Genomic DNA, 25671 nt, shown 5'->3' on the forward strand with positions numbered 1-25671 from the left:
TCCGGCCGCCGGCGAGGCGGTCACCGGGTCTCCTCCGGCGCGCGCCCGGCGCGGTCGGCGATGGCGGTGACGATGGCGGAGAAGTCGCGGCCGTCGGCGTCCGCGGCGACGAACGCCTCGTACCGGCCCGCGGCCGCGGCGCCGAGGTGGGCCGGTACCCCGGTGGCGGCGGCGGCGTCCCGGGCCAGGCGCAGGTCCTTGAGCATGAGGGCGGCGGCGAACCCGCCCGCGTAGCCGCGGTTGGCCGGCGAGTCGGGCACCGGCCCCGGGACGGGGCAGTACCGGGTCAGCGCCCAGCACTGCCCGGAGGACGCGGCCGCCACGTCGAACAGCGCCTGGTCGGTCAGGCCGAGCGCCCGGCCGAGTACGAACGCCTCCGACACCGCGATCATGGAGATCCCGAGGATCATGTTGTTGCAGATCTTGGCGGCCTGGCCGGCACCCGACGGCCCGCAGTGGACCGCGCGGGCGCCCATCGCCTCCAGCAGCGGCGCGGCCCGCCCGTACCCGGCCGCGTCCCCGCCGACCATGAAGGTCAGCGTGCCGTCCCGGGCCCCGGCGACGCCCCCGGAGACCGGCGCGTCGACCGGTACCGCCCCGGCGGCGCGGGCCTGCGCGGCCGCGGCGCGGGCGTCCTCGACGGCCACCGTGGAGCAGTCGACCAGCAGGGTGCCGGCGGACACCCGCGGCAGGACGGCGGCGTAGCACTCGCGCAGGTGGGCGCCGGTGGGCAGCATGGTGACGACGGTGTCGGCACCGGACACCGCCGCCGCGGCGGTCGGGGCGAGCGCGATGCCCGCGGCGCGGGCGGCGTCCGCGGCCTCCGGCGCGGGGTCGTAGCCGGTGACCGGGTGGCCGGCCCCGGCGAGGTTGGCGGCCATCGGGCCGCCCATGTTGCCCAGTCCCAGGAACGCGATCATCGGGGTCCTTCCGCGGTCAGATCCAGTGGCGGCGTGGCGGGGGCGAAGCACGCGGCGACCGCGGCCTCGTCGACGCCGTCGAGGGTGGCCGGTCGCCAGCGCGGCCGGCGGTCCTTGTCGATGATCTGCGCGCGGATCCCCTCGGCCAGGTCGGGGTGGCGCAGCAGCGCGGCGGACAGGCGGTACTCCTGGGTCAGCGCCGCGCGCAGGTCCGGCAGGCCGGCGGCGGTGCGCAGCGAGCGCAGCGTGACCGCGAGCGAGGTGGGCGACCGGCCGGCGATCTCCTTGGCCGCGGCCTGCGCGGCCGGGTCGGGGTGGGCGGCGAGCCGGTCCAGGACCGCGGCGACCGAGTCACCGGCGTAGCAGGCGTCGATCCAGGTCCGGGCCGCGGCCAGCTCCCCCGGCGGCGGGGTGTCGGTGAGCGAGGCGACGGCGTCGGCAGCGTCGCGGCGGGCCAGGGCCAGGCGCAGGTACGGCAGCCGCGCGGCCGGGACGTAGCGGTCGGCCAGGCCAGCGGCGATCGCGTCGGCGGCGCCGACCGGGGTGCCGGTCAGCGCGAGGTGGGTGCCCAGCTCCCCGGGGGCGCGGGAGAGCAGCCAACTGCCGCCGACGTCGGGGTGGAAGCCGATGCCGACCTCGGGCATCGCCAGCCGGGAGCGCTCCGTGACCAGCCGGATCCGGGCGTGCGCGGCGACGCCGATCCCGCCGCCCATGACCAGCCCGTCCATCCACGCCACCACCGGCTTGGGGTAGGCGGCGATGGCCGCGTTCAGCCGGTACTCGTCGGCCCAGAAGCGCAGCGCGCCGTCGCCGCCGGACACCGCGTCGGCGTGGATCGCGCGGATGTCCCCACCCGCGCACAGGCCCCGCTCCCCCGCCCCGGTCACCAGGACCGTGCGGACGCGGTCGGAGCCGGCCCACAGGTCGAGCGTGCGGTGCGCGATGGCGACCATCTCGCCGGTCAGGGCGTTGAGCGCGCGGGGCCGGTTGAGGGTGAGGTGGCCCAGGTGGCCGGTCAGGCGGGCGATGACCGGCGGGGCGGCGCTCACGCCGCGGTCCGGCGCAGGAGGTCCTTGGCGATGATCACGCGCATGATCTCGTTGGTGCCTTCCAGGATCTGGTGGACCCGCAGGTCCCGGACGATCTTCTCGATGCCGGTCTCGGTCAGGTAGCCGTAGCCGCCGTGCAGTTGCAGCGCCGCGTCGGCGACCTCGTACCCGGCGTCGGTGGCGAGGCGCTTGGCCATGGCGCACAGGCGGGTCGCGTGCGGGGCGCCGGTGTCCAGGGCGTCAGCGGCCTCCCACAGCAGGAGCCGGGCCGCCGCGAGGTGGGTGTGGGCGTCGGCGACCCGGAAGCGCAGCGCCTGCGCCTCGGCCAGCGGCGCGCCGAACGCCTGCCGGTCGTGCAGGTGGGACACGGCGCGGTCGAGGGCGGCGCGGGCGCCGCCCAGCGAGCAGGCGCCGATGTTGATCCGGCCGCCGTCGAGCGCGACCATCGCGATGCCGAAGCCCCCGCCCTCCCCGCCGAGCAGGCCGCCCGCCGGCACGCGGGCGCCGTCGAGGACGACCTGGCGGGTGGGCTGGGCGTTCCAGCCCATCTTCGCCTCGTTCGGCCCGAAGGACAGGCCGGGGGTGTCGGCCTCGACCAGGAACGCCGAGATGCCGCCCGCCCCGGGGCCGCCGCTGCGGGCGAACACCACGTACAGGCCGGCGGCGCCCGCGCCGGAGATGAACTGCTTGACCCCGTCCAGCCGCCACCCGCCGCCGTCGCGCACGGCGCGGGTGCGCAGGGCGGCGGCGTCGCTGCCCGCGCCGGGCTCGGTGAGGCAGTACGCGCCCAGGTCGTCCATCGCGCACAGCCGCGGCAGGTGGGCGGCCCGCTGGGCGTCGTCGCCGTACCGGTCGACCATCGCGGCGACCATGTTGTGGACCGAGGTGTACGCGGCCAGCGACGGGCAGCCGCCGGCCAGCGCCTCGAAGATCAGCGCGCCGTCCAGCCGGCCGAGGCCGCTGCCGCCGTACCGCTCGTCGACGTACACGCCGCCGAGCCCCAACTGCGCGGCCTTGCGCAGCACGTCCACGGGGAAGTGCTTGCGCTGGTCCCACTCCACGGCGCGGGGGGCCAGGTGCTCGGCGGCGAAGTCGGCGGCGGTGTCGGCCAGCGCCCGCTGGTCGTCGGTCAGTCGCATCGCCGGCTCAGCTCATCGTCGGGATGACGAAGCTGGCCCCGTCCCGCACGCCGCGGGAGGGCCACCGCGAGGTGACCGTCTTGGTCCGGGTGTAGAAGCGGATGGCGTCCGGGCCGTGCTGGTTGAGGTCGCCAAAGCCGGAGGCCTTCCAGCCGCCGAAGGTGTGGTAGGCGACCGGCACCGGGATCGGGACGTTCACCCCGACCATCCCGACCTGCACCCGCCGGGCGAAGTCGCGGGCGGTGTCGCCGTCGCGGGTGAAGATCGCCACCCCGTTGCCGTACGGGTGGGTGTCGCACAGCCGCAGGGCGGCCTCGTAGTCCGGCGCCCGCGTCACGCACAGCACCGGCCCAAAGATCTCCTCGGCGTACACCCGCATCTGCGGCGTCACGTGGTCGAACAGGGTGCCGCCGAGGTAGAACCCGTCGGGCCGGCCCGCCACGGCCACCTCCCGCCCGTCCACCACGGCGGTCGCGCCCTGCGCGATCCCGACCTCGACGTACTCGCGGACCCGCGCCCGCGCGGCGGCGCTGACCAGCGGCCCGAGGTCGGCGTCCGGGTCGTCGGCGGCCCCCACCCGCAGCGCCCGCACCCGGGTGGCGAGGGCGGCCACGAGCGCGTCGGCGGTCTCCTCGCCGACCGGCACCGCCACCGAGACGGCCATGCACCGCTCACCGGCGGACCCGAACGCGGCGCCGACGAGGGCGTCCGCGACCTGGTCGAGGTCGGCGTCGGGCATCACCACGGCGTGGTTCTTCGCCCCGCCGAAGCACTGGGCGCGCTTGCCGTGCGCGGCCGCGGTGGCGTAGACGTACCGGGCGATGTCGGTGGAGCCGACGAACCCCACGGCCCGGACCCGGTCGTCGGTCAGCAGGACGTCGACGGCGCCCTTGTCGCCGTTGACCACGTTGCACACCCCGGGCGGGCCGCCGGCCTCGACGAACAGCTCGGCCAGCCGCAGCGGCACCGACGGGTCCCGCTCGCTGGGCTTGAGGACGAACGCGTTGCCGCAGGCCAGTGCGGGCGCGGCCTGCCACAGCGGGATCATCGCCGGGAAGTTGAACGGGGTGATGCCCGCCACCACCCCGAGCGGCTGGCGCATCGAGTACACGTCAATGCCGGTGCCGGCCGCGTCGGTGTACTCGCCCTTGAGCAGGTGCGGGATGCCGATGGCGAACTCCAGCACCTCCAGGCCGCGCTGGAGGTCGCCGCGGGCGTCGGCCAGCGTCTTGCCGTGCTCGGCGGACAGGGTCGCGGCCAGCGCGCCGGCCTCGGCCTCGATCGCCGCCAGCCAGCGGACCAGGACCCGGGCCCGCTTCTGCGGGTTGGTCGCCGCCCAGCCGGGCTGCGCGGCGGCGGCGTCGGCCAGGGCGGTGCGGGTCTCGTCCGCCGAGGCGAGCGCCACCTGCCGCGCCACGGCGCCGCGGCTGGGGTCGTACACGTCGCCGAAGCGGCCGCTGGTGCCGGCGACGCGCTTGCCGCCGATGAAGTGCCCGAGCTGGCCCATCTCGCTTCCTCTCGTTGTCGCCCGACGGGTCAGGCGCCGGCCGGGACCGGCCGCTGGCGCGGTCCGGTGTAGGCGCCCAGCGGGCGGATCAGGACGTTGGCATGGAGCTGCTCGGTGACGTGGGCGGTCCAGCCGGTGATCCGGCTCATCACGAAGATCGGGGTGAAGGCCGGGGTGTCGAAGCCCATCAGGTGGTAGGCGAGCGCGGACGGGTAGTCCAGGTTGGGGTGGATGCCCTTGCGCGCCAGCATGGCCCGCTGGAGTCGGCCGTACAGGTCCGCGGTCCGCCGGATGCGGGCGTCGCCGTGCGCGCTGACGAGCTGGTCGAGCGCGGCCTGCATGATCGGCACCCGGGAGTCGCCGTTCTTGTACACCCGGTGCCCGAACCCCATGATCCTGCGCTTCTCCGCCAGCGCCCGGTCCAGCCACTGCTCGGCGCGCGCCGGGTCGTCGATCTCGGCCAGCATGTCCATGACGGCCTCGTTGGCGCCGCCGTGCAGCGGCCCCTTCAGCGCGCCGATCGCGCCGGTGACCGCGCTGTACAGGTCGGACAGAGTGGAAGTGATGACGCGGGCGGTGAACGTGGAGGCGTTGAAGCTGTGCTCGGCGTACAGGATCATCGTGATCTCGAAGGCCCGCACGACGTCGGCCGGCGGCACCGCGCCGAAGCACAGGTGGAAGAAGTTCTCCGCGTAGGACAGCGCCGGGTCGGGCTGGAGCGGGTCCAGGCCGCGGCGGCGGCGCACGTCCAGGGCGACGACGGTGGGCAGCTTGGCGAACAGCGACAGCGACTTGGCGTAGTTGGCGGCCGGGTCGGCGTCGTCCTCGGTCGGGTCCTGCGCCCCGAGGTAGGAGACCGCCGTGCGCAGTACGTCCATCGGGTGGCAGGTGGCGGGCAGCCGGGCCAGCAGCTCGGCGCCCGCGCGGTCCAGGCCGCGCTGCGCCCGCTCGGCGGCGCGGAAGTCGGCGAGCTGGCCCGCGTCGGGCAGGTCGCCGTGCCACAGCAGGTAGGCGACCTCCTCCCACGTGCGCGAGGCGGCCAGGTCCTGGACGGGGTAGCCGCCGTAGGTCAGGGAGTTGGTCTCGCTGATGACGGTGGAGATCGCGGTGGTGTCGACGACGACGCCGGCCAGGCCGCGGTGGATGTCGGTGCTCACAGGTACTCCCGGGTTGCTTAGGCGTCGGGCGGCAGGGTGAAGGAGGCGATGTCGGCGTCCACCTGCGCGTAGTGGGCGTAGCCGACCAGGTCGTACAGCCGCGAGCGGGTCATCATCGGCGCGACGACGGCCGCCTGGGTCCCGTCGGCGGCGATGCGGCGCAGCCCCGACTCGACGGCGCCCATCGCCAGGCGCAGCGTGCTGACCGGGTAGATGACGAGGTTGTAGCCCAGCCCGCGCAGGGTGTCGGCGGTCAGCAGGGGTCCCTTGCCGAACTCGGTCATGTTCGCCAGCAGCGGCACGTCCAGCGCCGCGCGGAAGGCCGCGAACTCCGCCTCGTCGGCCAGGGCCTCGGGGAACACCGCGTCGGCGCCGGCGTCCACGTAGGCCCGCGCCCGGTCGATCGCCGCCGGCAGTCCCTCGACGCCGCGGGCGTCGGTACGGGCGATCAGCAGGAAGTCGCGGTCGCGGCGGCCGGCCACCGCCGCCCGCAGCCGGTGCACCATCTCGTCGCGGCCGACCAGCGTCTTGCCGTCGAGGTGGCCGCAGCGCTTGGGCAGCACCTGGTCCTCCAGGTGGCAGCCGGCCAGTCCCGCGTCCTCCAGCGAGGCGACCGTGCGCGCGACGTTCACCGGCTCGCCGAACCCGGTGTCGGCGTCGGCCAGCGTCGGCAGGTCGGTGGCCGCGGCGATGGGGGCCGCCCAGCCGGCGACCTCGGTGGCGGTGGTCAGGCCGATGTCGGGCAGGCCGGCGGCGGCCGACAGGGCGCCGCCGGAGACGTACACCCCGTCGAAGCCGGTCGCGGCGACCAGCCGGGCCACCAGCGGGTTGAAGGCCCCGGGCAGGCGCAGCAGCCCGCTCTCGGCCAGCCGGCCGCGCAGCAGCCGGCGCTTGCCGGCGGCGTCCAGGAGCGGCCGCGGGAACGACTCCCCGGCGGTCACCGGAAGATCCCCTTCGGCAGGGCGGCGTCGGCTGCCGCGAGCGCCGCGTCGTCGACGGCGGGGAACAGCAGGGCCAGGTCGGCGGCGGTCAGCTCGCCCAGCCGGTCGGCCGCGTCCAGGAACTGCCGGCCGGCGGCGTCGGCGACGGTACCGGCGGTGAGGGTGGCGAACTTGCGCGCGTAGGCGGCCCGGTCGAACGGCCGGGCGCCGGCGGGGTGGGCGTCGGCCAGGGCCAGGGCGTCCTCGACGGTACTGCCGTCGGCGAAGGTGACCACGATCCGCCCGCCGAACGCCTTGTGGGCCGGGTCGGGCGAGTGGTAGCGCCGGGTCCACTCGGGATCCTCGACCGTACTGATCCTGCGCCACAGCTCCACGGTGTCCGCGCGGGCGGCCCGCTGCGGCGCGTACGAGTCGACGTGGTGCCAGCCGCCGTCCTGGAGGGCCACCGCCAGGATGTACGGGATCGAGTGGTCCAGGGTCTCCCGGCTGGCGGTCGGGTCGTACTTCTGCGGGTCGTTGGCCCCCGACCCGATCACGTGGTGGGTGTGGTGGCTGGTGTGCAGGACCACCGAGGCGATCCGGGCCACCCCGGCGGCGGTGTCGATGCCGGCGATCTTCTCCCGCAGCCGGCGGGCCAGGTCGATCAGTGCCTGCGCCTGGTACTCCGCCGAGTACTCCTTGGTGTACGTGGCCAGGATCCCGCGCAGCGGCTCGCCCGGCGCCGGCAGCGGCACCGTGTAGGCGGCGTCGGGCCCGTCCAGGAGCCACGCGATCAACCCGTCCTCGCCCTCGTAGATCGGGGACGGCGCGGTCTCGCCGCGCATCGCCCGGTCCACCGCCTCGATCGCCGCCTTGCCCGCGAACGCCGGGGCGAACGCCTTCCAGGAGGAGATCTCGCCCTTGCGGGACTGCCGGGTCGCCGTCGTGGTGTGCACCGCCTGCTGCACCGCCTGGTACACCACCGCGGTGGGCAGGTCCAGCATCGCGCCGAGACCGCAGGCCGTCGCCGCGCTCAGGTGCGCCACGTGGTCGATCCGGTGCCGGTGCAGGCAGATGCCGGTCACCAGCGCGACGTGCACCTCGTACGCGACCAGCAGCCCCCGCAGGAGGGCCGCGCCGCCGACGCCGGCGTGCTGGGCGACCGCGAGTAGCGGCGGGATGTTGTCGCCGGGGTGGGAGTAGTCGGCGGCCAGGTACGTGTCGTGGAAGTCCAGCTCCCGCACCGCGGTGCCGTTGGCCCAGGCCGCCCACTCCGGCGACACCCGCAGCCGCGGCCCCCCGCCGAACACCGACGCGCCCGGCGTCGCCGGGTGGGCGCGGGCCTGGTCGCGGGCCACCGCCACCGGCCGGCGGGCCAGCGAGGCCACCGCCACGGCCGCGTTGTCGACGACGCGGTGGCCGACCGTCGCCCCCGCCGCGGGGTCGACCGGCGCCGCCGTCGTGGCCAGCGCGGCCAGCTTCCAGGCCAACTGCCGCTCGCGCGGCAGGCGCGCGGCGCTCGGGGACACACGTACCAGGTGCTCGATCACTCGCGGCTCCTCCGGGATGGGCACCCCGTCAGCCTCGCGGTCCGCACCGCCGCGGTCGAGGCCCGGAACCTGCGAAATCCGTCCCTCCCGCGGCAGCGGAACTGCGAAAGTTGCGGACTCTGCGGATGCTAATTTCGCAGCCGGAGGAGGTGGTCGCCGGTGGGGATCGGGCGGGTGTACGCGCACGCCAAGCTGCGCCGGCTGCGCCGCGAGCACGGCCTCAGCCAGGTCGAGCTGGCCCGCCGGCTGGACATCTCCACCAGCTACCTCAACCAGATCGAGCACAACCAGCGGCCGCTCACCGCCGCCGTCCTGCTCCGCCTGTCCGATGTGCTCGGGGTCGAGCCGGAGCACTTCTCCGACGCCGACACCGAGCGGCTCGGCACCGACCTGCGCACCGCCCTGTCCGACGAGGCCACCGGCGAGCACCTCGGGGCCGAGGAGATCACCGAACTCGTCCGCGACCACCCGGCCGCCGCCCGCGCCCTGGTCGCCCTGCACCACCGGTACCGCGACGCCGCCGAGCGGGTGGCCGCGCTCGCCGGCCCCAGCCCGCACGACCTGACCGAGCCCCACGACGACGTCCGCGACTTCTTCTACGGCCACCACAACTACTTCGACCCGCTGGACTGCGCGGCCGAGCAGCGCGCCGCCGACCTCGACCTCGCCCCCGGCCGGGCCGCCGGCAGCCTCACCCGGCACCTGGACGAGGTGTACGGGGTCCGCGTCGTCACCACCGCCGCGCGGCCCGGCACCGACGTGCGGCGCTACGACGCCGACAGCGCCGTGCTGTACCTGTCCGGCACTCTCAGCGAGAGCCAGCGGGCGTTCCAACTGGCCACCCAGCTCGCCGTCCTGGCCCACGCCGACCTCGTCGCGGCGCTGGCCGCCGACCCGACCCTGAGCCCCGCCGCCGCCGCCCTGGCCAGGATCGGCCTGGCCAGCTACTACGCGGGCGCGCTACTCATGCCCTACGCGGCGTTCCACACGGCCGCCGAGGAGCTGCGGTACGACATCGCCCTGCTCAGCCTGCGCTTCGGCGTCGGGTTCGAGACCGTCTGCCACCGCCTGAGCACCCTGCAGCGGGGCCGCCGCCGCGGCGTGCCGTTCTCCTTCCTGCGGGTGGACCGCGCCGGCAACATCTCCAAGCGGCAGTCCGCCAGCGACTTCCACTTCTCCCGCCTCGGCGGGACCTGCCCGCTCTGGACGGTGTACGAGGCGTTCGCCGCCCCCGGGCGCATCCTCACCCAGGTCGCCGAGATGCCCGACGGCAAGCGGTACTTCTGGATCGCCCGGACCGTCACCCGCGGCGGCCACGGCCACCACCACCCGCGCAGCACCTTCGCGGTCGCCCTGGGCTGCGAGCTGCGCCACGCCCACCGGCTGGTCTACTCCGAGGGGGTGGCGCTCGACGACGCCCGCGCCGCCACCCCCATCGGCCTCGGCTGCCGGATCTGCGAGCGGCGCGACTGCGCGCAGCGCGCCCGGCCGCCCGCGGGCGGCCACCTCGCCATCGACCCGCACCGCCGTACCGCCGTGCCCTACCCGGTCGACGGCGGGGCGGGCTGACGGTGCGGTACCGGCGGGCCGTGGTGGTAGGGCGTCGTCGTGGACACCCTGACCAGGCCCGAGCGTGCGAGGATCGGGCGCGAGTACTCGGTGGAGTCGCTGTGGATGAGCCTTGTGCCCTTCTCCATTGCCGCGCGGGCCCGCGCTGCCGTCAACGCGCGGTAGATCCCGCGGCCGCGCCACTCCGCACGGGTCGCGCCGCCCCAGATCCCGGCGAAGTCGGTCCCCCGCACCGGTTCCAGCCGGCCGGCGCCGACGATCCGCTCCCCCGCCTCGGCGACCCACAACTCCATCCCGTCATCGCGGGCCAGCCGGCGCAGGAGGGCGTCCGCCGTGTCGTCGCTGACGGGATCCCCGAAGACTTCGTCCTGCATCGCACTCATCGCGCGGACGTCCGCCTCCTCGCCGACCCGACGCAGCGTCACGCCTTCGGGCAGCGGAACGTCGACGACGAGCCGCCGCGCCTCGCCAAGCATGATCGACTCGGACTCGCCCGCGACGAACCCGTTCTCCCGCAGCGCCTCGGGCAGCCCCGGCGCATGGTCGTGCCCACGGGTCTTCCACTCGATCCGGTTGATGTCAGGGTCCGCCTGGTAGTGGACGAGCGCCTCGGCGACGAGCCGCCGAATCGTATCGATGCCCGCCCCGCCCAGATCGCGGTAGGTGATGAAACCGCGACCGCCGGCGAAGGTGGCGAGGCGCAGTGGTCCGTGCCGGGTGACCGAGACCGCGCCCGGTGTCTCGGCGTCGGTCCGAAGCTGCTGGTCGTAGGCCGCGAGAAGGCGCACCGGGTCAGTCATGCCCCGTACGCTGCAACAGCGAGGTGGGGCGGGCAACCGGTATTCGAACCAGACCCCACGACCCGGGTCGCCGACACCGCGGGCGCCAGAGCCGATCGCCACCCACGGGTTTCCGTCCGGGAGAAGAAGGTCACCGCCGGCCCGTAGGGTGGTCTCGGTGAAGGGTTCTGTCATAGCCGCTGGGCGACGGCACTCGTTGGGGCTGTGCGGTGACGGCACGGTGCTTGCCGCCGGTGCGGGGACAGCCGGTGAGTGCCGGGTCGACGGCTGGGGTGGTGTCGTCGCCGTGGCAGCAGGCAATGTGCACACCGCGCCGAACACCGGCCGTTCCCACAGCGTCGGCGTGTGCGCCGACGGCACTGTGGTGGCGACAGGCTGGAGCGGTGCCGGGCAGTGTGACGTGGGGTCCTGGCGGGGCGTGACCCAGGTGGCAGCGGGATGGCGGCGCACCTTGGGGCTCGTCGGCGACGGCACCGTCCTGGCGGCCGGGCGGGCGCAGGACGGCGCAGGTGAGGTGGGCGACTGGCGCGAGATGGTCGGCCTGGCTTGTGGTGACTGGCACTCGGTGGGCCTCCGAGCCGACGGCACGGCGGTCGCCGTGGGGAACAACAGCCGCGGGCAGTGCGCTGTCGACCGGTGGCGTGGAATCGCCGCTGTCGCCGCCGGCTGTCTGCACACCGTTGGTCTGACCGATGAGGGGCGCGTGCTGGCGGTCGGGGACGGATCGGCAGGGGCCTGCGATGTCGGCACGTGGAGAGACCTGGTGGCCGTTTCGGCGGGGAGCCACCACACGGTGGGAGTGACGGCGACCGGCCGGGTCGTGGCCGCGGGCAGCAACGACTTCGGGCAGTGCGACGTGGTCGGCTGGCATGGGATCGTCGCGGTGGCGGCCGGTTCCACCCACACCGTGGGGCTCCGTGCGGACGGAACCGCGGTCGCTGCGGGCAACAACGAGCAGGGCCAGTGCGACATCACGGGCTGGACCGCGATCCGGCGACCCGACTAGGTACTGCGCTTCCGGCCGTCGGCTTACTCCACACGCTGCCTTCAACACCACACCCGAGGACACCGCCGACGCGGCGCTGCGGTGGTTGCGGTAGGCCGACGGTGCCGGCCGGCTGAGTTTTGGCGTCAGCGACCCGGGTTCGTGGGACGGTGGTCGTTGTCAGGCCGTCTGCCGGGTACTCGACCGTGCGCGCCGTGACCGTCGTCATGACAGGCGAGGCCAACGCCCCATCCAGCCCGGTCGGCTCCGTGTTCGCCACCCGCGCGATGACGACGAGCCGGATGGTGACGAGCTGGGGGCGCGGGGCGTCAGCGGTGGGGCGGGCAGAAGCGCCGCGCGGGGTTCGCGGTCCGCTGGTGCCGCGCGGCCGGCCGGTCGCTCGCTACGATCGGGACATGCAGAATGATCTCGGAGCGGGCGGCTGGCGCCCTCTCGGCCTCGGTGGGGAGACGGAATGACCGGCGGTCCGCAGGCGATGTTCGTCGTCGAGTTTCCCTGTGACCTGTTCTGCCGCATCGAGGTTGACCTGAGCGGCGAGAGCAGCCAGGTGACACTGCAGCAGTTGCGGGTGAAGGCTGACGGGCTGCACCGGCAGGTACACGAACCAGAACTCGCCGAGACCGACGCGGCGGTCGCCGACCAGGACGCGGCGAAGCGCCCCTCGACCACCGTGTTCCTCTCCGCACCCGGGCGGAGCGGTCAGCAGCGACGGTGACGGACGCCGCACGGCCTGTTCGCCGGCCTCCGCCCGTCATCGGGTCACAACGTGCCGACGAGCGGGGGAGGCCGCAGGTGCGGCGCCGCGTGGCCGTGACGCCGTGGTGGCATAGAGTCGCCGAGCATGGGACTACTCACCTTCGGCCTCAACCTCACCCTGGACGGCTGCGTCGACCACCGGGAGGGGATCGCCGACGACGAGACGCACGCCTTCTTCACCCGTCTCATGGACGAGGGCGGAGCGGTGCTGTGGGGTCGCGTCACCTACGAAATGATGGAGAGCTACTGGCCGGCCGTCGCCCGCGGCGACGAAAAGGCACCGCCGGCCCTCCACGAATGGGCGGTCAAGCTGGAGGCCAAACCCAAGTACGTGGTGTCGTCCACGCGCAAGGACTTCCCGTGGACCAACAGCCACCACCTCGTCGGCGACCTGCGTGAGGGCGTGCAGAAGCTCAAGGACGCGACCCCGGCCGGGGTCCTCCTCGGAAGCGGCACGCTCGCCACCGAACTGGACCGGCTGGACCTGATCGACGAGTACCGGCTCCTCGTCCACCCCAGGATCGCCGGCCACGGCCCGACGCTGTACCAGGGTGGGCTGCCCGGCACCCGCCAGCTCGCACTGCTCTCGGCGCAGCCGCTCCGCAACGGCGCGGTGGCCATGCACTACCGCCGCGCGCGCTGAATCAGCGGGAGTCACCGCCGCCGGACGAACGGCATTTCGACAATGCGAGCAACGCAGAGGCAAACACCGCCGAGGTCAGGGCGTTTCGCCCGTGCCGAGTCCGGCGTGAGATTTGATTCCCCTCGAATTGCGACTGCCGTCGCATCCGGGGGAAACGCCATTCCCCAAAGGCCACCGCGCCGAGTAGGCAGGCAGCCCGACCGCGAGCGGGTACGGCCGCTACTCGGCGGGTCCGGGGATCAGCCGCTTCGACGGTTGCCGTACTGGCGAGGGCTCTGCACGGTGCCGGAACGGCCCTGGACGCCGCCCGCGGGACCCACGGCGTGGTTGGCGGGGGCCTTGCCCTTGGACCGGCGTGCCGCCCGGTTCTCGAAGGGCCGCGGCTGGTCCTCGGATCCGGCTTCGGCCTCGGCGGTGGGATCGGCGGCGTCGGCAGCGTCGGTCATCGGTGTCTCCTCGCGCAGTGCAGAATCGGACTCAACGCCGCAGGTCTCAGGCGCGAGCCGCTGCGCTGAGTAGACGGTAACGCAGGCCACCCCGACGGGCCAGCAGCGCGGTAGCTGGCCGAACGGCGTCGACCGATCGCCCCCCAGGGGCCATCGCACAGACTCGCCGCACGTCAGCGCAGGGTCAACACCGACTCCAGGTACGTCGACGGGAGCGCCACCGGACCCTCGCCGCCGTGCCGGTCCCACTGCCGGGCCAGCGCGGTCAACTCGGCGGCCAGAGCCGCGGCGCCGGCCTCGTCGAGCGCGCCGAACGCGCGGACCGTCGGCCCGTACCAGCGGCGGAACGTGTCCACGAACGCCTCCGCGGACGCGAAGCGCATCGTGCAGGTACGGGTCACCGAGGCCGTCTCCGCGACCGCGTCGCCGAACAGCTCGGCCAGGTGCGCGGCCGTGCCCCACAGCAGCGGCGAGGCCACGCCGGCCGGCGGCGGCACGTGCCCGGCGACCGTGCGGAACACCGCCCCGATGAACCCGTCCGGGCACCAGGAGGCCAGGCCGAGCGTGCCGCCGGGCCGCACGACCCGGACCAGCTCCGCCGCTGCCCGCTGGTGGTCCGGGGCGAACATCACCCCGAACACGCTCAGCGCGGCGTCGACGGCGTCGTCGGCGACGGGCAGCGCCTCAGCGTCGCCGAGGCGGAACTCGACGGACAGGCCCTCGGCGGCGGCGCGGCGGCGGCCGTCCTCCAGCAGCGCCTCGACGTAGTCGACGCCCAGGACGCTGGCGTCGGCGCGGGCGGCGGCCAGCGTGGCGTTGCCGTTGCCGCAGGCCACGTCCAGCACCCGCGAGCCGGCGCGCAGGTCGGCGGTGTCGGCCAGCAACTCGCTGACCAGGACGATGCGGGCGGCGATCCGCCGGAAGTCCCCGCTGGCCCAGGTCTGCTGCTGCGTGCTCTTGAGCGGGGTGAGGGCCAGCCCGGCCGGGCTGGCGGTGCTCGTGGTGGTCATCGGCTCATTTCCCTTCGGGTGCTCTGTTCTGCCTCCCAGAGAGCATCCGCCCCGCGGGCGCGCAGGGCCAGCGCATTCGGCGTACCGGTACCGACTCCGCGCCGCGGCCCGGCGGCTACTTCATGGCCGCGATCTGGATCAGGTTTCCGCAGGTGTCGTCGAGGACGGCGGTGACCACCGGCCCCAGGTCGACCGCCTCCTGCGTGAACCGGACGCCCAGCGCCTTGAGGCGCTCGACCTCGGCGTACACGTCGTCAACGGCGAACTGGGTGAACGGGATGCCGTCGGCGACCAGGGCACTCTTGAACGGCCCGGCCGCCGGGTGTCCGTCGGGCTCCAGGAGCAGCTCGACCCCGTCGGGGTCGGCCGGGGAGACCACCGTCAGCCAGCGGGCGCCGCCCGCGGGCTCGTCGGTCTTCTTGGTGAACCCGAGCTTCTCGGTGTAGAAGGCCAGCGCCCTGGCCTGGTCGTCGACGAGCACGCTGGTGATGGCGACACGGATCACGGGTCGGGTTCCTCTCGCGCGATGGGCCACCGGTCGACGATCGCGCGCAGCGGGCCCGTGTCGACGTGGTGGAACTTGTACCGGCCCTGTCGCCGGGTGTGCACCAGGCCGGCCTGTTCGAGCACGGCGAGGTGCTGCGAGACGGCCTGGCGCGTGGACGCCAGGCCGTGCTTCACGGCCAGGCGGCCGCAGATCTCGAACAGGGTCTGGCCGTCCCTGTCGGTCAGTTCGTCCAGGATGATGCGCCGCGTCGCGTCGCCCAGGGCCTTGAACAGGTCGCGTTCCGCGTCCACCACCCCGTTATACGCAAGCGAACACTTGCCTGTCAAGAGGACTCCTGGAGCTTCCCACCCGACCCGGAACGCACCCGCGGGCGGGCGGCGCCGGCTCGGGGCTGACAACTCCCGAACCCGATCGGTAAGGTACGCAGACTTTGTGAATCCTTACCGTTGCTCGGGATGCGGAGCCACGTGCTACCAGACACCGGACCGCAGCGCGTCATCGCGGCCTCCAACCTCGTCCACGCCCTCGGCAGCGGCCTCTACCTGACCGCCGGGGTCCTGTACTTCACCCAGGCGGCCCGACTCCCGGCGGCCGAGGTGGGCCTCGGGCTCGGCATCGCCGGGGCCTTCTCCCTCGCCGCGGGTATCGCCGTCGGGCACCTCGCGGACCGGATCGGCGCACGCGGGGTCTACGCGGCCACCCTCGCCGTCCAGGCGCTGGCCACGGCGGCCTTCGTCCTGGCGGACCGGTTCTGGCCCTTCGTCCTGGCGGTGTGCGCCGCCACCGGGGCGAAGGCCGCCGGAGCGGCCGCCCGCAGCCCGCTCATCAGGCACTACGGAGGGGACCGGCCGCAGGAGTTCCGCGCCTACCTCCGGGCGGTGACCAACATCGGCGTGTCCCTGGGCGCCGTCCTGGCGGGCTGGGCCGTCCAGGTCGGCACCCACAGCGCCTACGACCTGCTCGTCGTCGGCAACGCCGCCGCCTTCGCCGCCGCCGCGGCGGTCCTCGTCGTCCTGCCGCCGGTCCGGCCGGAGCTCGTCGGCGGCGGACCGCGGTGGACGGCCCTGCGGGACCGGCCCTACCTCGCGCTCACCGCCCTCGACGGCGTCATGGCCATCCAGTTCCGGGTGCTGACCATCGCCATCCCGCTGTGGCTGGTCGCCGCCACGGCGGCTCCCCACTGGCTCATCTCGGGCACCATGCTGCTGAACACCGCCATCGTCATCGCCTGCCAGGTGCGCGCCAGCCGCCACGTCGACTCCCCGGCGGCCGGCGCGCTCGCCTACCGCCGGTCCGGTGTCGCCTTCCTCCTGGCGTGCGTGCTGATCTCGCTGACCGCGGGGATCCCGGCCTGGGGCGCCGCGGTCCTGCTCCTCGCCGCGGTCGTGGTCCACACCGTCGGCGAGCTGTGGCACTCCGCGGCCGGCTTCGAGATCTCCTTCGCCCTCGCCCCCGCCCACGCCACCGGCCAGTACCTCGGCGTCTTCGGCCTGGGGTCCGGGCTCGCCGAGGCCGTCGGCCCGGCCCTGCTCATCTCCCTGTGCATCACCTGGGGGCGCCCCGGCTGGTACGTCGTCGGCGCCCTGTTCGCCCTCACCGGCCTGGCGACGCCCCCGGCCGTCCGCTGGGCACAGCGCCACCGGCACGCCCAGCCCCGCTCTCGGGGCGTACCGGTCGCCGCAGGCTGACCACCGGCTGCGGCCGCCGCGCCCCGGGCGCCCGCGCTACTGCGCGCGCCGGACGGCGATCCGGTCGTTGTTCACCACCACCGCATCCGCCCGGCCGTCACCGGTCACATCCGCGAAGAACGTGCCCCGGTCCCCGTAATACCCGCCGTTCGTCCACGTCTCCGTCAACCCGAAACCCGCACCAGTGGAACGCCGCACCGCGATCCGGTCATTGTTCACCACCACCGCATCCGCCCGACCATCACCAGTCACATCCGCGAAGAACGTGCCCCGATCCCCGTAATACCCGCCGTTCGTCCACGTCTCCGTCAACCCGAAACCCGTGCCTGTCCCGGTCGCGGCCACGCCCGCGGACAGCCCCGCACTCTGCTGGTGCCGCACCGGGCCGGCCGCGCCGGCACCGCCCGCGGCGGGGTGCACACCCGGCCCCGCCTGCGCCGGCATCGCAGACGGCACCACGAGCGCCCCCGCCGCCGCGACGTAGAGAAGAACGATTTTGGCTTTCCGCCCCGCCATGACTACCCCGTCCATCAAGCCGAATATCGTGCAAGAGGCTATCGCCGGACACCGGGCCTGCCAGAGAACCGCCGCTCCCCTATGGGGTGACGTCGGCGCCGATGCCGGAAACGCGGGTTTCACCCTCCGCTGACACCCGCGTCCGAATCCGCGGCGTGCGACGCCCGCGCGCTGGCCGAACGGGCCACCGATCGCGAAGCCGCGGCCGAACTCGTTGATCCGAAACTCGCGGCGGCGCGTACTTCCACCTGTCACAGCCTTGCCATAGTCGCTATTTGAAGGAGGTCGGCGTGTTCGCTGTTGGTGGTATGTCGCGGTGGCGCCGCCGTCTCACAGGCTCGGCGCTCGCCGCTATCGCAATGGTCCTGTTGAGCCCGGGCGTGGCCGGCGCCGAACCGGGCGTTCCGGTACCCCCGAACGACCTGCTGACCGACACCGGCAAGGGCGACGTCTCGGAGGCCGACCGCGACTTCGTGGTGAAGGTCCGCCTCGCCGGCCTGTGGGAGATGCCGGCCGGTGAGCTGGCCCAGGACAGGTCCAACAGCCGCCGGATCAAATCCATCGGCCGCGACATCGCCGACCAGCACCAGGAGCTCGACGAGCTGGTGCGGGCCGCCGCGAAGAAGCTCGATGTGGCCCTGCCCGACGACCCCAACAAGGACCAGCAGGGCTGGCTCGACGAGATGCGCGAGGCGGAGGGGACCGAGTTCGACCAGATCTACATCGATCGGCTACGGGCGGCCCACGGCAAGATCTTCCCCGCCATCGCGACGATCCGGGCGAGCACCCGCAACGACACGGTGCGCAAGCTCGCCCAACGCGCCAACCAGTTCGTCATGACCCACATGACGCTGCTGGAGAGCAGCAGCATCGTGGACTTCGCCGCCCTGCCGACCGCGCCGCCCCCGGCGCCGGCCGCGGCGAGCGGCGCGGGCGCGACGACCCAGGTGGTGCCGGCGGCCAACCTCAGCACCCCCGGGCCGAGCATGAACCTCTCCCTGCTGGTCGTCATCGCGGTGGCGGGCCTCGGCGTCGCGGTCTTCGTCACCACGCGGTTGGTGCGCAACCTCGGTTCCGGGCGCCACCGGCGCGCGACCCCGAGCTAGACGCCTCGGGAACCGCACACCGACACACCGCCGCCCAGTCGGGCGGAGCAACGGGCCCTGACCGGGAGTCTCCGGTCGGGGCCCGCTCACGGAGCGGTTCGACGGGTCCGGAAGTACCGGTTGGCCGACGGCACGAACATCAGGACACAGCCGCCGAGCACGGCGACGACATGCACCACCCGGCTGCCGCCGAACAACAGGTCGACGGCGCCGGCCTGCCGGACCAGCTCGGTGATCGAGTTGCCGCGCGCCAGCCAGCGGACCGGCTCCACGGTCAGCGACAAGGTGCCCAAGACCCCCAGCGCCACGGTGAGCAGCCACCGGGCCCACCGCCGCCCGGCGGCCATCCGCAGCACGACGAGGACGGCGGCGGCGAAGACGGCGGCCCGGACGGCGACACCCGCCGCGGCATCGCCACCCGCCTGCCCGCTGGCCACGATCAGCACGGTCTCGCACACTCCCGCGCCGATCGCGACGAGCCACATGGCGCGCGCCCCCCGCACGGCGCCCGGAACACTCTCGGCACCTCGCATGGGCCGACCCTACCGATCCCGGCCCACCCCGGCTGGCCCGCGCATATTACTAGCCGGCCGGCGCGGCCGATGTCGGGAAACGAAAGGGGGCGGACCGGTGTCCGCGCTCGGCGCCGAGTGTGTCCCACCGCGCTGAATTCGCCGGGCCGGTGAGGTGTACTGGAGGACGTGAATCGACTGCGACGTCTGCCGTGGGCGGCCGCGGCCGCCGTGGCGGTGCTCGCGGGCGCGCTGTCGGTCCTGGCCGGGCCGGCGCGGCCGGCGAGCGCGCACGCGGTACTGACGGCGGCGACCCCGGCGCAGGGGTCGGTCGTCCCGCGCGCCCCGGCGACCGTCGAACTGGTGTTCAACGAGCCGGTGTCCCCGGTGCCGGGGCGCACGCAGGTGGTGGCCCCGGACGGGAAGCGGATCAGCCTCGGCGACCCGGTCAGCAACGGCCAGCGCATGTCCCTGGCGATCCGTCCGGCGGACCGGCCGCTCGGCACCTACGTGGTGAGCTACCGCATCGTGTCGGCCGACAGCCACACCATCTCCGGCGCGTTCGCGTTCTCCGTCGGCGCCCCGTCGGCGGCGCCGCCGCGCGCCGAGGACACGGGCGTGGACCCGGCCGTGGAGGCGGCGTCCGCGGCCGCCAGGTACGTCGGCTACGTCGGCCTGACCCTCGCGGTCGGCCCTCTGCTGCTGCTGCTCGTCCTCTGGCCGCGGCGCCTGTCCAGGCGGGGACCGCTGCGCATGGTCGGCACCGGATTCGGGCTGCTGGCGGCCGCGACCCTGGCATCGCTGTGGCTACAGGCGCCCTACAGCTCCGGCGCGGGCATGTTCGACGTCTCCGCCACGGAACTGCGCCAGGTGGCGCTGAGCCGGTTCGGGGTGGTGCTGCTCGCCCGCCTGGTCCTGATCGCCGCGGCCGCCGCGCTGGTCCGCCCGGTCCTGCGGGCGAAGGGGACCGGACCGGCGCGGATCGCCCTGGCCGCGATCGTGGTCGCCGGGTCGGCGACGTGGCCGCTGGCCGGCCACCAGGTCGCCTCCCCGCTGTGGGCGGGCATGGTGGCCGCGGACATGGTCCACCTGGTCAGCATGTCGGTGTGGCTGGGCGGCCTGGCGGCACTGGCCGGCTTCCTGCTGCGGCGGGCGGACCCGCGGGCGCTGCGCGTCATCCTGCCCGTCTGGTCGGGGTGGGCCGCCGTCGCGGTGTGCTGCCTGGTCACGGCCGGGGCGGTCCAGAGCGTCGTCCAGGTCGGCGCGCCGCAGCTCCTGCTGAAGACCGACTACGGACGGCTCATCATCGCCAAGCTGGTGTTGGTGGCCGGCGTCCTGGCGGTCGCCGCCGTCTCCCGGCGGCTGGTGCGTCGGCGCGCGGCCGCCGCCGGTGTGCCGCCGCTGCGCCGTGCGGTGTGGGGCGAGCTGGGTTTCGCCGCGGTGATCCTGGCGGCCAGCGCGGCGCTGGCACAGACCACGCCCGCGCGTTCAGCGGCCGTCGAGGTCGCCGCGCAGGTCAAGGCCAAGGGTTTCGTGACCACGCTCAACAGCCCGCTGTACGCCGTGCAGTTCGAGATTTTCCCCGTCCAGCTCGGCGAGAACAACACCTTCCACGGTTTCGTCTACACACCCGACGGCAAGCCGCTCGCCGTCGCCGAGTGGAAGGTGACCGCCGCGCTGCCCAGCAAGGGCATCGAGCCGATGAACAACCCGGTCGCGCCCCTGCTCGGGAACCAGGGCCTCGGCGGTATCAACTTCCCGATTCCCGGCGACTGGCAGCTCCGGCTGACGATCCGGATCTCCGAACTCGACGAGGCGACCGTCACCACCACGGTGTCGGTCCCGTAGCGCCGCCCGGTCAGGAGCCGACGTACAGCAGCTTGTTGACCGTGTCCTTCGCGCCGGTGACCACGTCCGGGGTCGCGGCGGCCACCAGCGCCTCGGCGACCTGCGCCGCCGTGGCGGCGGGGTGGGCCTCCAGGTACAGGGCCGCGGCACCCGCGACGTGCGGCGCGGCCATCGACGTGCCGCTGATGCTCTTGGTGGCGTTGTCGTCGCCCTTGCCCCAGGCGCTGGTGATGTCGACGCCCGGCCCCCAGATGTCGACGCAGGCGCCCCAGTTGGTGAACGACGCCGCCGCGTCGGTCCGCTGGCTCGCCGCGACCGTGATCGCCTCGCGGGTGCGGGCCGGCGACGCGCGGCACGCGTCCTTGCGGTCGTTGCCGGCGGCGAGGACGAACACGACCCCCGAGGCGATGCCGCGCCGGACCGCGTCGTCCGAGGCCTGGCTGATCGGGCCGCCGAGGCTCATGTTGGCCACGGCGGGCTTGACCGCGTTCCTGGTCACCCAGTCGACGCCCGCCACGACGACGCTCATGTCGCCGGTGCCCTGGCAGCCCAGTACCCGGACGGCGTGGATCTTCGCCCGGGGCGCCATGCCGTAGGTGCCGCCGGCCGTCGAGCCGGCGACGTGGGTGCCGTGGCCGTGGCAGTCGACAGCCGAGCCGCCGCTGGTCACGCCGTCGAAGCCGGGTACGGCGCGGCCGCCGAAGTCGGTGTGGGTCTGCTTGATGCCGGTGTCGATGACGTACGCGTTGACGCCCTCACCGCCCTTTCCGGTCGGCGTGTACCGGTCGTCGAGCGGGAGCTTGCGCTGGTCGCTGCGGTCCAGGCCCCACGCGGTGGCGGGCCGACCCGGCCGGAGGTCGAGGCTGACCCGCTGGTCCTGCTCGACGTAGGCGACGGCGGGGTCGGCGGCGAGGCGCGCCGCCTCCGCCGGGCCACCGGTGAACTGGAAGCCGGAGAGCGCGTCGTAGGTGCGGACGACCCGGCCCCCGTACTCCCCGGAGACCCGGCGGGCGGTCGCGTCGACCCCGCCGCGCAGGAGGGCGCCGTCGGTGAACTTCACGATGTAGCTGCCGGCGATGGCGGCGGGACTGTCGGCGGCCAGCACCGGGCCGACCTCCCGCGCGGACGCCTCGCCGCCGCCGACCGCGGTGGCCGCGGCGACGGCGGTGGCGGCCACGAGGGACCGGGCGATCCGACGGCTGGAACCGGTGGGGTACCCCATGCGTCATGCCTCCTGACGGGTGACGGGTGAGTCCGGAATCGCCCGCGCGGGCGCCCGGTGCACCGCCGCACGGAATCGGCAGTGGCATCCATCAATGCGTGGAACATATGTCCACGCGGTCACCACAGGACAGCATTGAACGTTTACGGCGGTCGTGTTACCGGATTTGTTTCCGTGGAAACGTCAATCCCGGTCAGTCGTCGGACAGGATTCCGCCGGTGATCGCGTCGACCTCGACCTCGGCCTGCCCCCGGCCCTGCCGGAACTTCACCTCCCAGATGGGCACTCCGTCCGCCTCGTCCAGTTCGGCCTCGGTCACGCGGGCGCCCGGGAACGCGTCGGCGACGATCGCGGCGGCCCGGCTGGCGTTGACGGGCCGCGGTCCGAACCGGGCGTCGAGTTCCGGGTCGATCTCCAGGTCGAAGCCGGGCTGCCCGCCCGGCGACGCGGGCGGGGTACGGCGCTCGCCGCGGTCCTTGGCGTTGGCCGTGGCCGTGCCGACGACGAGCGCGAGCGTGATGCCGGCGATGGCGGTGATGAGCGTGGTGCGCAAGACAATCTCCGATCCTCGTTGTGGTGACCAGTACGCCCGCACCCGGCGCCGCGGACGGCGGCCGGCGGAGATTTGGCGACGTCCTGGCCGAATCCTGGTCTCCGGCCCGCTCCCGGCCGCCGGGCGCCCGCCACTTCATCCGTTCACCCTGCGCATCCGTACCCCGCACTGTCCGCAGTTCGCCGCGGCGCGGGACAGCCCGGAGCAGGAGGGGCCACACATGCAGGTGCTACTGGTCGAGGACGACGACTCGATCGCCGAGCCGCTGGTCGACGGACTCGCCCGCTACGGGATGGCGGTCCACCGGGTCGGCACCGGCCGCGCCGCGCTGGCCGCGCCGCGGCCGGAGATGGTCCTGCTCGACCTGGGCCTGCCGGACCTCGACGGGATCGAGGTGTGCCGGACGATCCGGCAGACCGACACCGTGCCGGTGATCATGCTGACCGCCCGCGGCGACGAGGCCGACCGGGTGCTCGGCCTGGAGCTGGGCGCCGACGACTACCTGGCCAAGCCGTTCAGCGTCCGGGAACTCGTCGCCCGGATGCACGCGGTGCGCCGCCGCGCCCGCCCGTCGGCCGCCGGACCCGCGCCCGCGCACCCGCGGACCGTCGGCGCGCTGAGCATCGACCACCGCACCCGCGAGGCGCGGGTGCACGGCGAACTGGTCGCCCTGGCGCCCAAGGAGTACGAGCTGCTGCTGGTCCTGGCCGCCGACCCCGGCGCGGTGGTCGACCGCCGGCACATCCTCGAAACGGTGTGGGAGCCGAACTTCTTCGGGCGCGGCAAGACCCTGGACTTCCACGTCGCCGCGCTGCGCCGCAAGCTGGGCGACCCGGCGTGGATCGAGACCCGGCGCGGGGTCGGGTTCCGGCTCGTCGCGCAGCCATGACCCGCCGGCTCCTGCTGTCCTTCCTCACGTTCGCCGTACTCGTCCTGACCGGGCTCGCCGTCCCGCTCGGGCTCGTCTACCAGCGCAGCGAACGCCAGCACGCGTTCGGGCAGCTCGAACACGACGCCGAGGTGTTCGCCGCCTTCGTCGACGCCGCCCTCAACGACCGCCGCGCCGCCCAGGTGGACCTGCTGGCGCAGGAGTCGGCGGGGCGCCTGGGCGGGCACGTCGACGTGGTCGACGCCCGCGGCGAGGTGACCACCTGTACGCATCCGCGGAAGCACCCGCCGGGCAGCCTCGCCGCCGCCGCCGACATCCGGACGGTGCTCAGCGGCCACGGCCGGATCAGCACCCGCACCGCCGAGTCCGACGGCGTCGCCCTCATGTCCGTGGCCGTGCCGATCCACCCCGGCGTGGCGGCGCGCGGCGCGGTCCGGGTGAGCGTGCCCACCGCGCCGCTGACGTCGCGCATCGAGCAGTTCTGGCTCCTGCTCGCCGGTGTCGGCGTCGCTGTGCTCGCCGCCGTCGCCGGCATCGCGTTCGCCCTCGCCCGCTGGATCAGCAGGCCGGTGCGGGCGCTGGAGCGGGCGACGCGACACTGGGGCGACGGGACCCTCCCGCCGCCGACGACCACCGGACCACCGGAGCTGCGCAGGCTCGCCACCACCTTCCACGCCGCGGCCAACCGGGTGCAGGCCCTGCTGGAGTCGCAGCGGTCCTTCGTGGGCCACGCGTCCCACCAACTCAAGACGCCGCTGGCCGCGCTGCGGCTGCGGCTGGAGAACCTGGAGCCGGACGTGGGCACGGACGGCGGCCGCAACCTGCAGGCGGCGATCGCCGAGACCGACCGGCTGGCCCACCTCGTGGAGATGCTGCTGCGGGTGGCCCGGTCGGAGCACGGGTCGCTGCCCCGGGGGCCGGTCGTGCTGGCCGACGCGGTCGCCGACCGGCTCTTCGTGTGGTCGCCGCTGGCCGCGGAGCGCGACGTGCGGCTGAGCGCGTCCGGCGCGCCGGACACCCAGGTGGTGGCCGTGACCGGCGCGGTGGACCAGATCCTGGACAACCTGCTGTCCAACGCCCTGCGGGCGGCCCCGCCCGGCAGCAGTGTGCGGATCGCCTGGCAACCGGACGGCGGCGGGATGGTCGCGCTGCACGTCGTCGACGCCGGACCGGGCCTGCCGGAGGAGCAGCGCCGGCAGGCGCTGGAACCGTTCTGGCGCGCCCCCGACGCCGGCAAGGGCGGCACGGGGCTCGGCCTCGCCCTGGTCCGCAGGCTCGCGGAGGTCGGCGGGGGCGCGGCCGCGCTGCACGCGGCCGCCGGCAGCGGCGGCGTGGACGCCGTGGTCACCTTCCCCGCCGACGAGCCGGTCGCGGCCTGAGCGGGTACCGCGGGTTGCCCGGCGCGCCTACGGTGCAGTCATGCCAGCGCCCTCCCGACGCCCCGCCACCCGGGACACCCCGGCCGCCCCCGCGCGCACCGGCGCGCCGCCCGACGCGGCCGGTCCCCCGGCGCCGCAGATCGAGGACTCCCGCCCGATGGTCCACCTGGCGCGCCTCCAGCAGATCGCGGACGACCACGGCGGCAACCGCGCCCACGGCCGCCCCGGGTACCGGGCCTCGGTGGAGTACGTCGCCGGTGTCCTGCGCGGCACGGGGTGGACAGTGACCCGGCAGCGCTTCACCCACCACGGCGCGGTGGGCTGGAACGTCCTGGCCGAGTGGCCGCACGGCGACCCGGACCACGTCGTCGTGCTCGGCGCCCACCTGGACTCCGTGCCCGAGGGGCCGGGCATCAACGACAACGGCTCCGGTACCGCCGCCGTACTGGAGACCGCGCTGGCCGTCGACCGCGCCCGGCTGCGGCCCGCCGCCCGGCTGCGCCTGGCCTGGTGGGGCCACGAGGAGGCGCACGACGCCCTGGCCGGGTCCATGCACTACACCCGGAGCCTGGCCGGCCGGCAGCGCGCCGCGATCCGCGCGTACCTGAACTTCGACATGGTGGGCGCCCACGGCACCACCTGCTGGGACGTCTACCACAGCCACCCGGCGCTCGGGCGGCTGCTCGACGGGCACTTCGCCACGTGCCGCCTGGCCACCCGGCAGGTCCGCAACCCGGACGACACCGATAGCTGGTCGTTCAGCCGCTACGGCATCCCGGTCGGCGGCATCGAGTCCGGCCACGACCCCTGCTACCACCGCCCCGGCGACACCCTCGCCAACGTCGACCCGCGCGTCCTCGGCGTCGCCACCAACCTCGCCGTCGCCGCCGCCTGGCGGCTGGCCCACGACCGGGCGCTGCTGCGCGACCTGGAGCACCGCTCCGCCGGCCGACGGCGCCAGCCCGCGCGGCCGTAGAC

Annotated in this window: 27 protein-coding genes; 11 read left to right on the forward strand and 16 right to left on the reverse strand. The window is 74.5% G+C overall.

From position 1 onward, the window contains the following. Positions 1 to 20: 20 nt before the first annotated feature. Genes mmsB through IEY75_RS10930 form a run of 7 tightly spaced genes read right to left on the reverse strand, consistent with a single transcriptional unit; the run spans position 21 to position 8242 of the window. Positions 21 to 920, reverse strand: coding sequence for a 3-hydroxyisobutyrate dehydrogenase (gene mmsB / locus IEY75_RS10900; RefSeq protein WP_189114154.1), 900 nt, complete (start codon positions 918 to 920; stop codon positions 21 to 23). Further along, positions 917 to 1969 carry an enoyl-CoA hydratase/isomerase family protein gene (locus tag IEY75_RS10905; RefSeq protein ID WP_189114155.1) on the reverse strand — a complete coding sequence of 351 codons (1053 nt, stop codon included), beginning with the start codon at positions 1967 to 1969 and terminating at the stop codon, positions 917 to 919. Before IEY75_RS10905 ends, mmsB begins: the two co-directional genes overlap by 4 nt. Beyond that, complete coding sequence (locus IEY75_RS10910; RefSeq protein WP_189114156.1) at positions 1966 to 3108, reverse strand: acyl-CoA dehydrogenase family protein; 1143 nt, start codon at positions 3106 to 3108, stop codon at positions 1966 to 1968. Before IEY75_RS10910 ends, IEY75_RS10905 begins: the two co-directional genes overlap by 4 nt. A gap of 7 nt (positions 3109 to 3115) precedes the next feature. Beyond that, entirely contained in the window at positions 3116 to 4615 is a 1500-nt protein-coding gene (locus IEY75_RS10915) for a CoA-acylating methylmalonate-semialdehyde dehydrogenase (RefSeq protein ID WP_189114157.1), read from the reverse strand. A gap of 29 nt (positions 4616 to 4644) precedes the next feature. Next, the gene (locus tag IEY75_RS10920) at positions 4645 to 5772 is read right to left on the reverse strand and encodes a bifunctional 2-methylcitrate synthase/citrate synthase (protein WP_189114158.1); all 1128 of its coding nucleotides are present in this window, start codon (positions 5770 to 5772) and stop codon (positions 4645 to 4647) included. Between the two features lie 17 nt (positions 5773 to 5789). After that, the gene (gene prpB, locus IEY75_RS10925; RefSeq protein WP_229789537.1) at positions 5790 to 6713 is read right to left on the reverse strand and encodes a methylisocitrate lyase; all 924 of its coding nucleotides are present in this window, start codon (positions 6711 to 6713) and stop codon (positions 5790 to 5792) included. Continuing rightward, entirely contained in the window at positions 6710 to 8242 is a 1533-nt protein-coding gene (locus IEY75_RS10930; RefSeq protein WP_189114159.1) for an MmgE/PrpD family protein, read from the reverse strand. Before IEY75_RS10930 ends, prpB begins: the two co-directional genes overlap by 4 nt. A 159-nt stretch (positions 8243 to 8401) precedes the next feature. Here IEY75_RS10930 and IEY75_RS10935 point away from each other — a divergent pair, with 159 nt between their 5' ends. Further along, positions 8402 to 9811, forward strand: a complete 1410-nt coding sequence (locus IEY75_RS10935) for a short-chain fatty acyl-CoA regulator family protein (protein ID WP_189114160.1) — start codon at positions 8402 to 8404, stop codon at positions 9809 to 9811. Here IEY75_RS10935 and IEY75_RS10940 read toward each other — a convergent pair. Next, complete coding sequence (locus IEY75_RS10940) at positions 9784 to 10713, reverse strand: GNAT family N-acetyltransferase (protein WP_229789538.1); 930 nt, start codon at positions 10711 to 10713, stop codon at positions 9784 to 9786. The genes IEY75_RS10935 and IEY75_RS10940 overlap by 28 nt on opposite strands. Before the next feature lie 55 nt (positions 10714 to 10768). On the opposite strand from IEY75_RS10940, the gene IEY75_RS10945 reads away from it, so the two are divergent. The 4 genes from IEY75_RS10945 (at position 10769) to IEY75_RS10960 (ending at position 13016) form a co-directional block, all read left to right on the forward strand. Beyond that, positions 10769 to 11617: an RCC1 domain-containing protein gene (locus IEY75_RS10945; protein WP_229789539.1), complete on the forward strand. Its 849-nt coding sequence runs from the start codon at positions 10769 to 10771 to the stop codon at positions 11615 to 11617. Between the two features lie 194 nt (positions 11618 to 11811). Next, a complete protein-coding gene (locus tag IEY75_RS10950) occupies positions 11812 to 12075 on the forward strand; it encodes a hypothetical protein (protein WP_189114163.1) in 264 nt (87 codons plus the stop codon). Further along, the gene (locus IEY75_RS10955; RefSeq protein WP_189114164.1) at positions 12072 to 12332 is read left to right on the forward strand and encodes a hypothetical protein; all 261 of its coding nucleotides are present in this window, start codon (positions 12072 to 12074) and stop codon (positions 12330 to 12332) included. The genes IEY75_RS10950 and IEY75_RS10955 overlap by 4 nt, the downstream gene beginning before the upstream one ends. 126 nt (positions 12333 to 12458) lie before the next feature. Next, on the forward strand, positions 12459 to 13016 hold the full coding sequence (locus tag IEY75_RS10960) for a dihydrofolate reductase family protein (protein ID WP_189114165.1): 558 nt from the start codon (positions 12459 to 12461) through the stop codon (positions 13014 to 13016). Positions 13017 to 13255: 239 nt separating this feature from the next. On the opposite strand, the gene IEY75_RS10965 is transcribed toward IEY75_RS10960, so the two are convergent. From IEY75_RS10965 to IEY75_RS10980, 4 genes are all read right to left on the reverse strand, one after another. After that, entirely contained in the window at positions 13256 to 13462 is a 207-nt protein-coding gene (locus IEY75_RS10965) for a hypothetical protein (protein WP_189114166.1), read from the reverse strand. A 173-nt stretch (positions 13463 to 13635) separates the two neighbouring features. Continuing rightward, entirely contained in the window at positions 13636 to 14472 is an 837-nt protein-coding gene (locus IEY75_RS10970; protein ID WP_189114167.1) for a class I SAM-dependent methyltransferase, read from the reverse strand. A 115-nt stretch (positions 14473 to 14587) separates the two neighbouring features. Beyond that, entirely contained in the window at positions 14588 to 14974 is a 387-nt protein-coding gene (locus tag IEY75_RS10975) for a VOC family protein (RefSeq protein WP_189114222.1), read from the reverse strand. Further along, a complete protein-coding gene (locus IEY75_RS10980) occupies positions 14974 to 15273 on the reverse strand; it encodes an ArsR/SmtB family transcription factor (protein ID WP_229789562.1) in 300 nt (99 codons plus the stop codon). Before IEY75_RS10980 ends, IEY75_RS10975 begins: the two co-directional genes overlap by 1 nt. Positions 15274 to 15435: 162 nt before the next feature. On the opposite strand from IEY75_RS10980, the gene IEY75_RS10985 reads away from it, so the two are divergent. Next, positions 15436 to 16668: an MFS transporter gene (locus IEY75_RS10985; RefSeq protein WP_189114169.1), complete on the forward strand. Its 1233-nt coding sequence runs from the start codon at positions 15436 to 15438 to the stop codon at positions 16666 to 16668. A 36-nt stretch (positions 16669 to 16704) separates the two neighbouring features. On the opposite strand, the gene IEY75_RS10990 is transcribed toward IEY75_RS10985, so the two are convergent. Beyond that, complete coding sequence (locus tag IEY75_RS10990) at positions 16705 to 17199, reverse strand: FG-GAP repeat domain-containing protein (RefSeq protein WP_189114170.1); 495 nt, start codon at positions 17197 to 17199, stop codon at positions 16705 to 16707. 344 nt (positions 17200 to 17543) lie between these two features. Between IEY75_RS10990 and IEY75_RS10995 the strand changes: the two genes are divergently transcribed. Then, positions 17544 to 18290, forward strand: coding sequence for a DUF4142 domain-containing protein (locus tag IEY75_RS10995; protein WP_229789540.1), 747 nt, complete (start codon positions 17544 to 17546; stop codon positions 18288 to 18290). 86 nt (positions 18291 to 18376) lie between these two features. Here IEY75_RS10995 and IEY75_RS11000 read toward each other — a convergent pair whose 3' ends face one another. After that, positions 18377 to 18823: a hypothetical protein gene (locus IEY75_RS11000; protein ID WP_189114171.1), complete on the reverse strand. Its 447-nt coding sequence runs from the start codon at positions 18821 to 18823 to the stop codon at positions 18377 to 18379. 168 nt (positions 18824 to 18991) lie between these two features. On the opposite strand from IEY75_RS11000, the gene IEY75_RS11005 reads away from it, so the two are divergent. Continuing rightward, positions 18992 to 20650, forward strand: coding sequence for a copper resistance CopC/CopD family protein (locus IEY75_RS11005; protein WP_229789543.1), 1659 nt, complete (start codon positions 18992 to 18994; stop codon positions 20648 to 20650). A gap of 10 nt (positions 20651 to 20660) precedes the next feature. On the opposite strand, the gene IEY75_RS11010 is transcribed toward IEY75_RS11005, so the two are convergent. Both IEY75_RS11010 and IEY75_RS11015 read right to left on the reverse strand, forming a co-directional pair. Then, positions 20661 to 21872, reverse strand: coding sequence for a S8 family peptidase (locus IEY75_RS11010; RefSeq protein WP_189114172.1), 1212 nt, complete (start codon positions 21870 to 21872; stop codon positions 20661 to 20663). A 193-nt stretch (positions 21873 to 22065) separates the two neighbouring features. Beyond that, entirely contained in the window at positions 22066 to 22425 is a 360-nt protein-coding gene (locus IEY75_RS11015) for a PepSY domain-containing protein (protein WP_189114173.1), read from the reverse strand. 220 nt (positions 22426 to 22645) lie between these two features. Here IEY75_RS11015 and IEY75_RS11020 point away from each other — a divergent pair, with 220 nt between their 5' ends. From IEY75_RS11020 to IEY75_RS11030, 3 genes are read left to right on the forward strand one after another with little or no spacing between them, the layout of a single operon-like run. Beyond that, positions 22646 to 23314, forward strand: a complete 669-nt coding sequence (locus IEY75_RS11020) for a response regulator transcription factor (protein WP_189114174.1) — start codon at positions 22646 to 22648, stop codon at positions 23312 to 23314. Next, complete coding sequence (locus IEY75_RS11025; RefSeq protein ID WP_189114175.1) at positions 23311 to 24693, forward strand: sensor histidine kinase; 1383 nt, start codon at positions 23311 to 23313, stop codon at positions 24691 to 24693. The genes IEY75_RS11020 and IEY75_RS11025 overlap by 4 nt, the downstream gene beginning before the upstream one ends. Positions 24694 to 24733: 40 nt before the next feature. Further along, a complete protein-coding gene (locus IEY75_RS11030; protein ID WP_189114176.1) occupies positions 24734 to 25669 on the forward strand; it encodes a M28 family peptidase in 936 nt (311 codons plus the stop codon). Positions 25670 to 25671 lie beyond the last annotated feature (2 nt).

This window comes from Pilimelia terevasa (genome assembly GCF_014647915.1).
Classification (GTDB): Bacteria; Actinomycetota; Actinomycetes; order Mycobacteriales; family Micromonosporaceae; genus Pilimelia; species Pilimelia terevasa.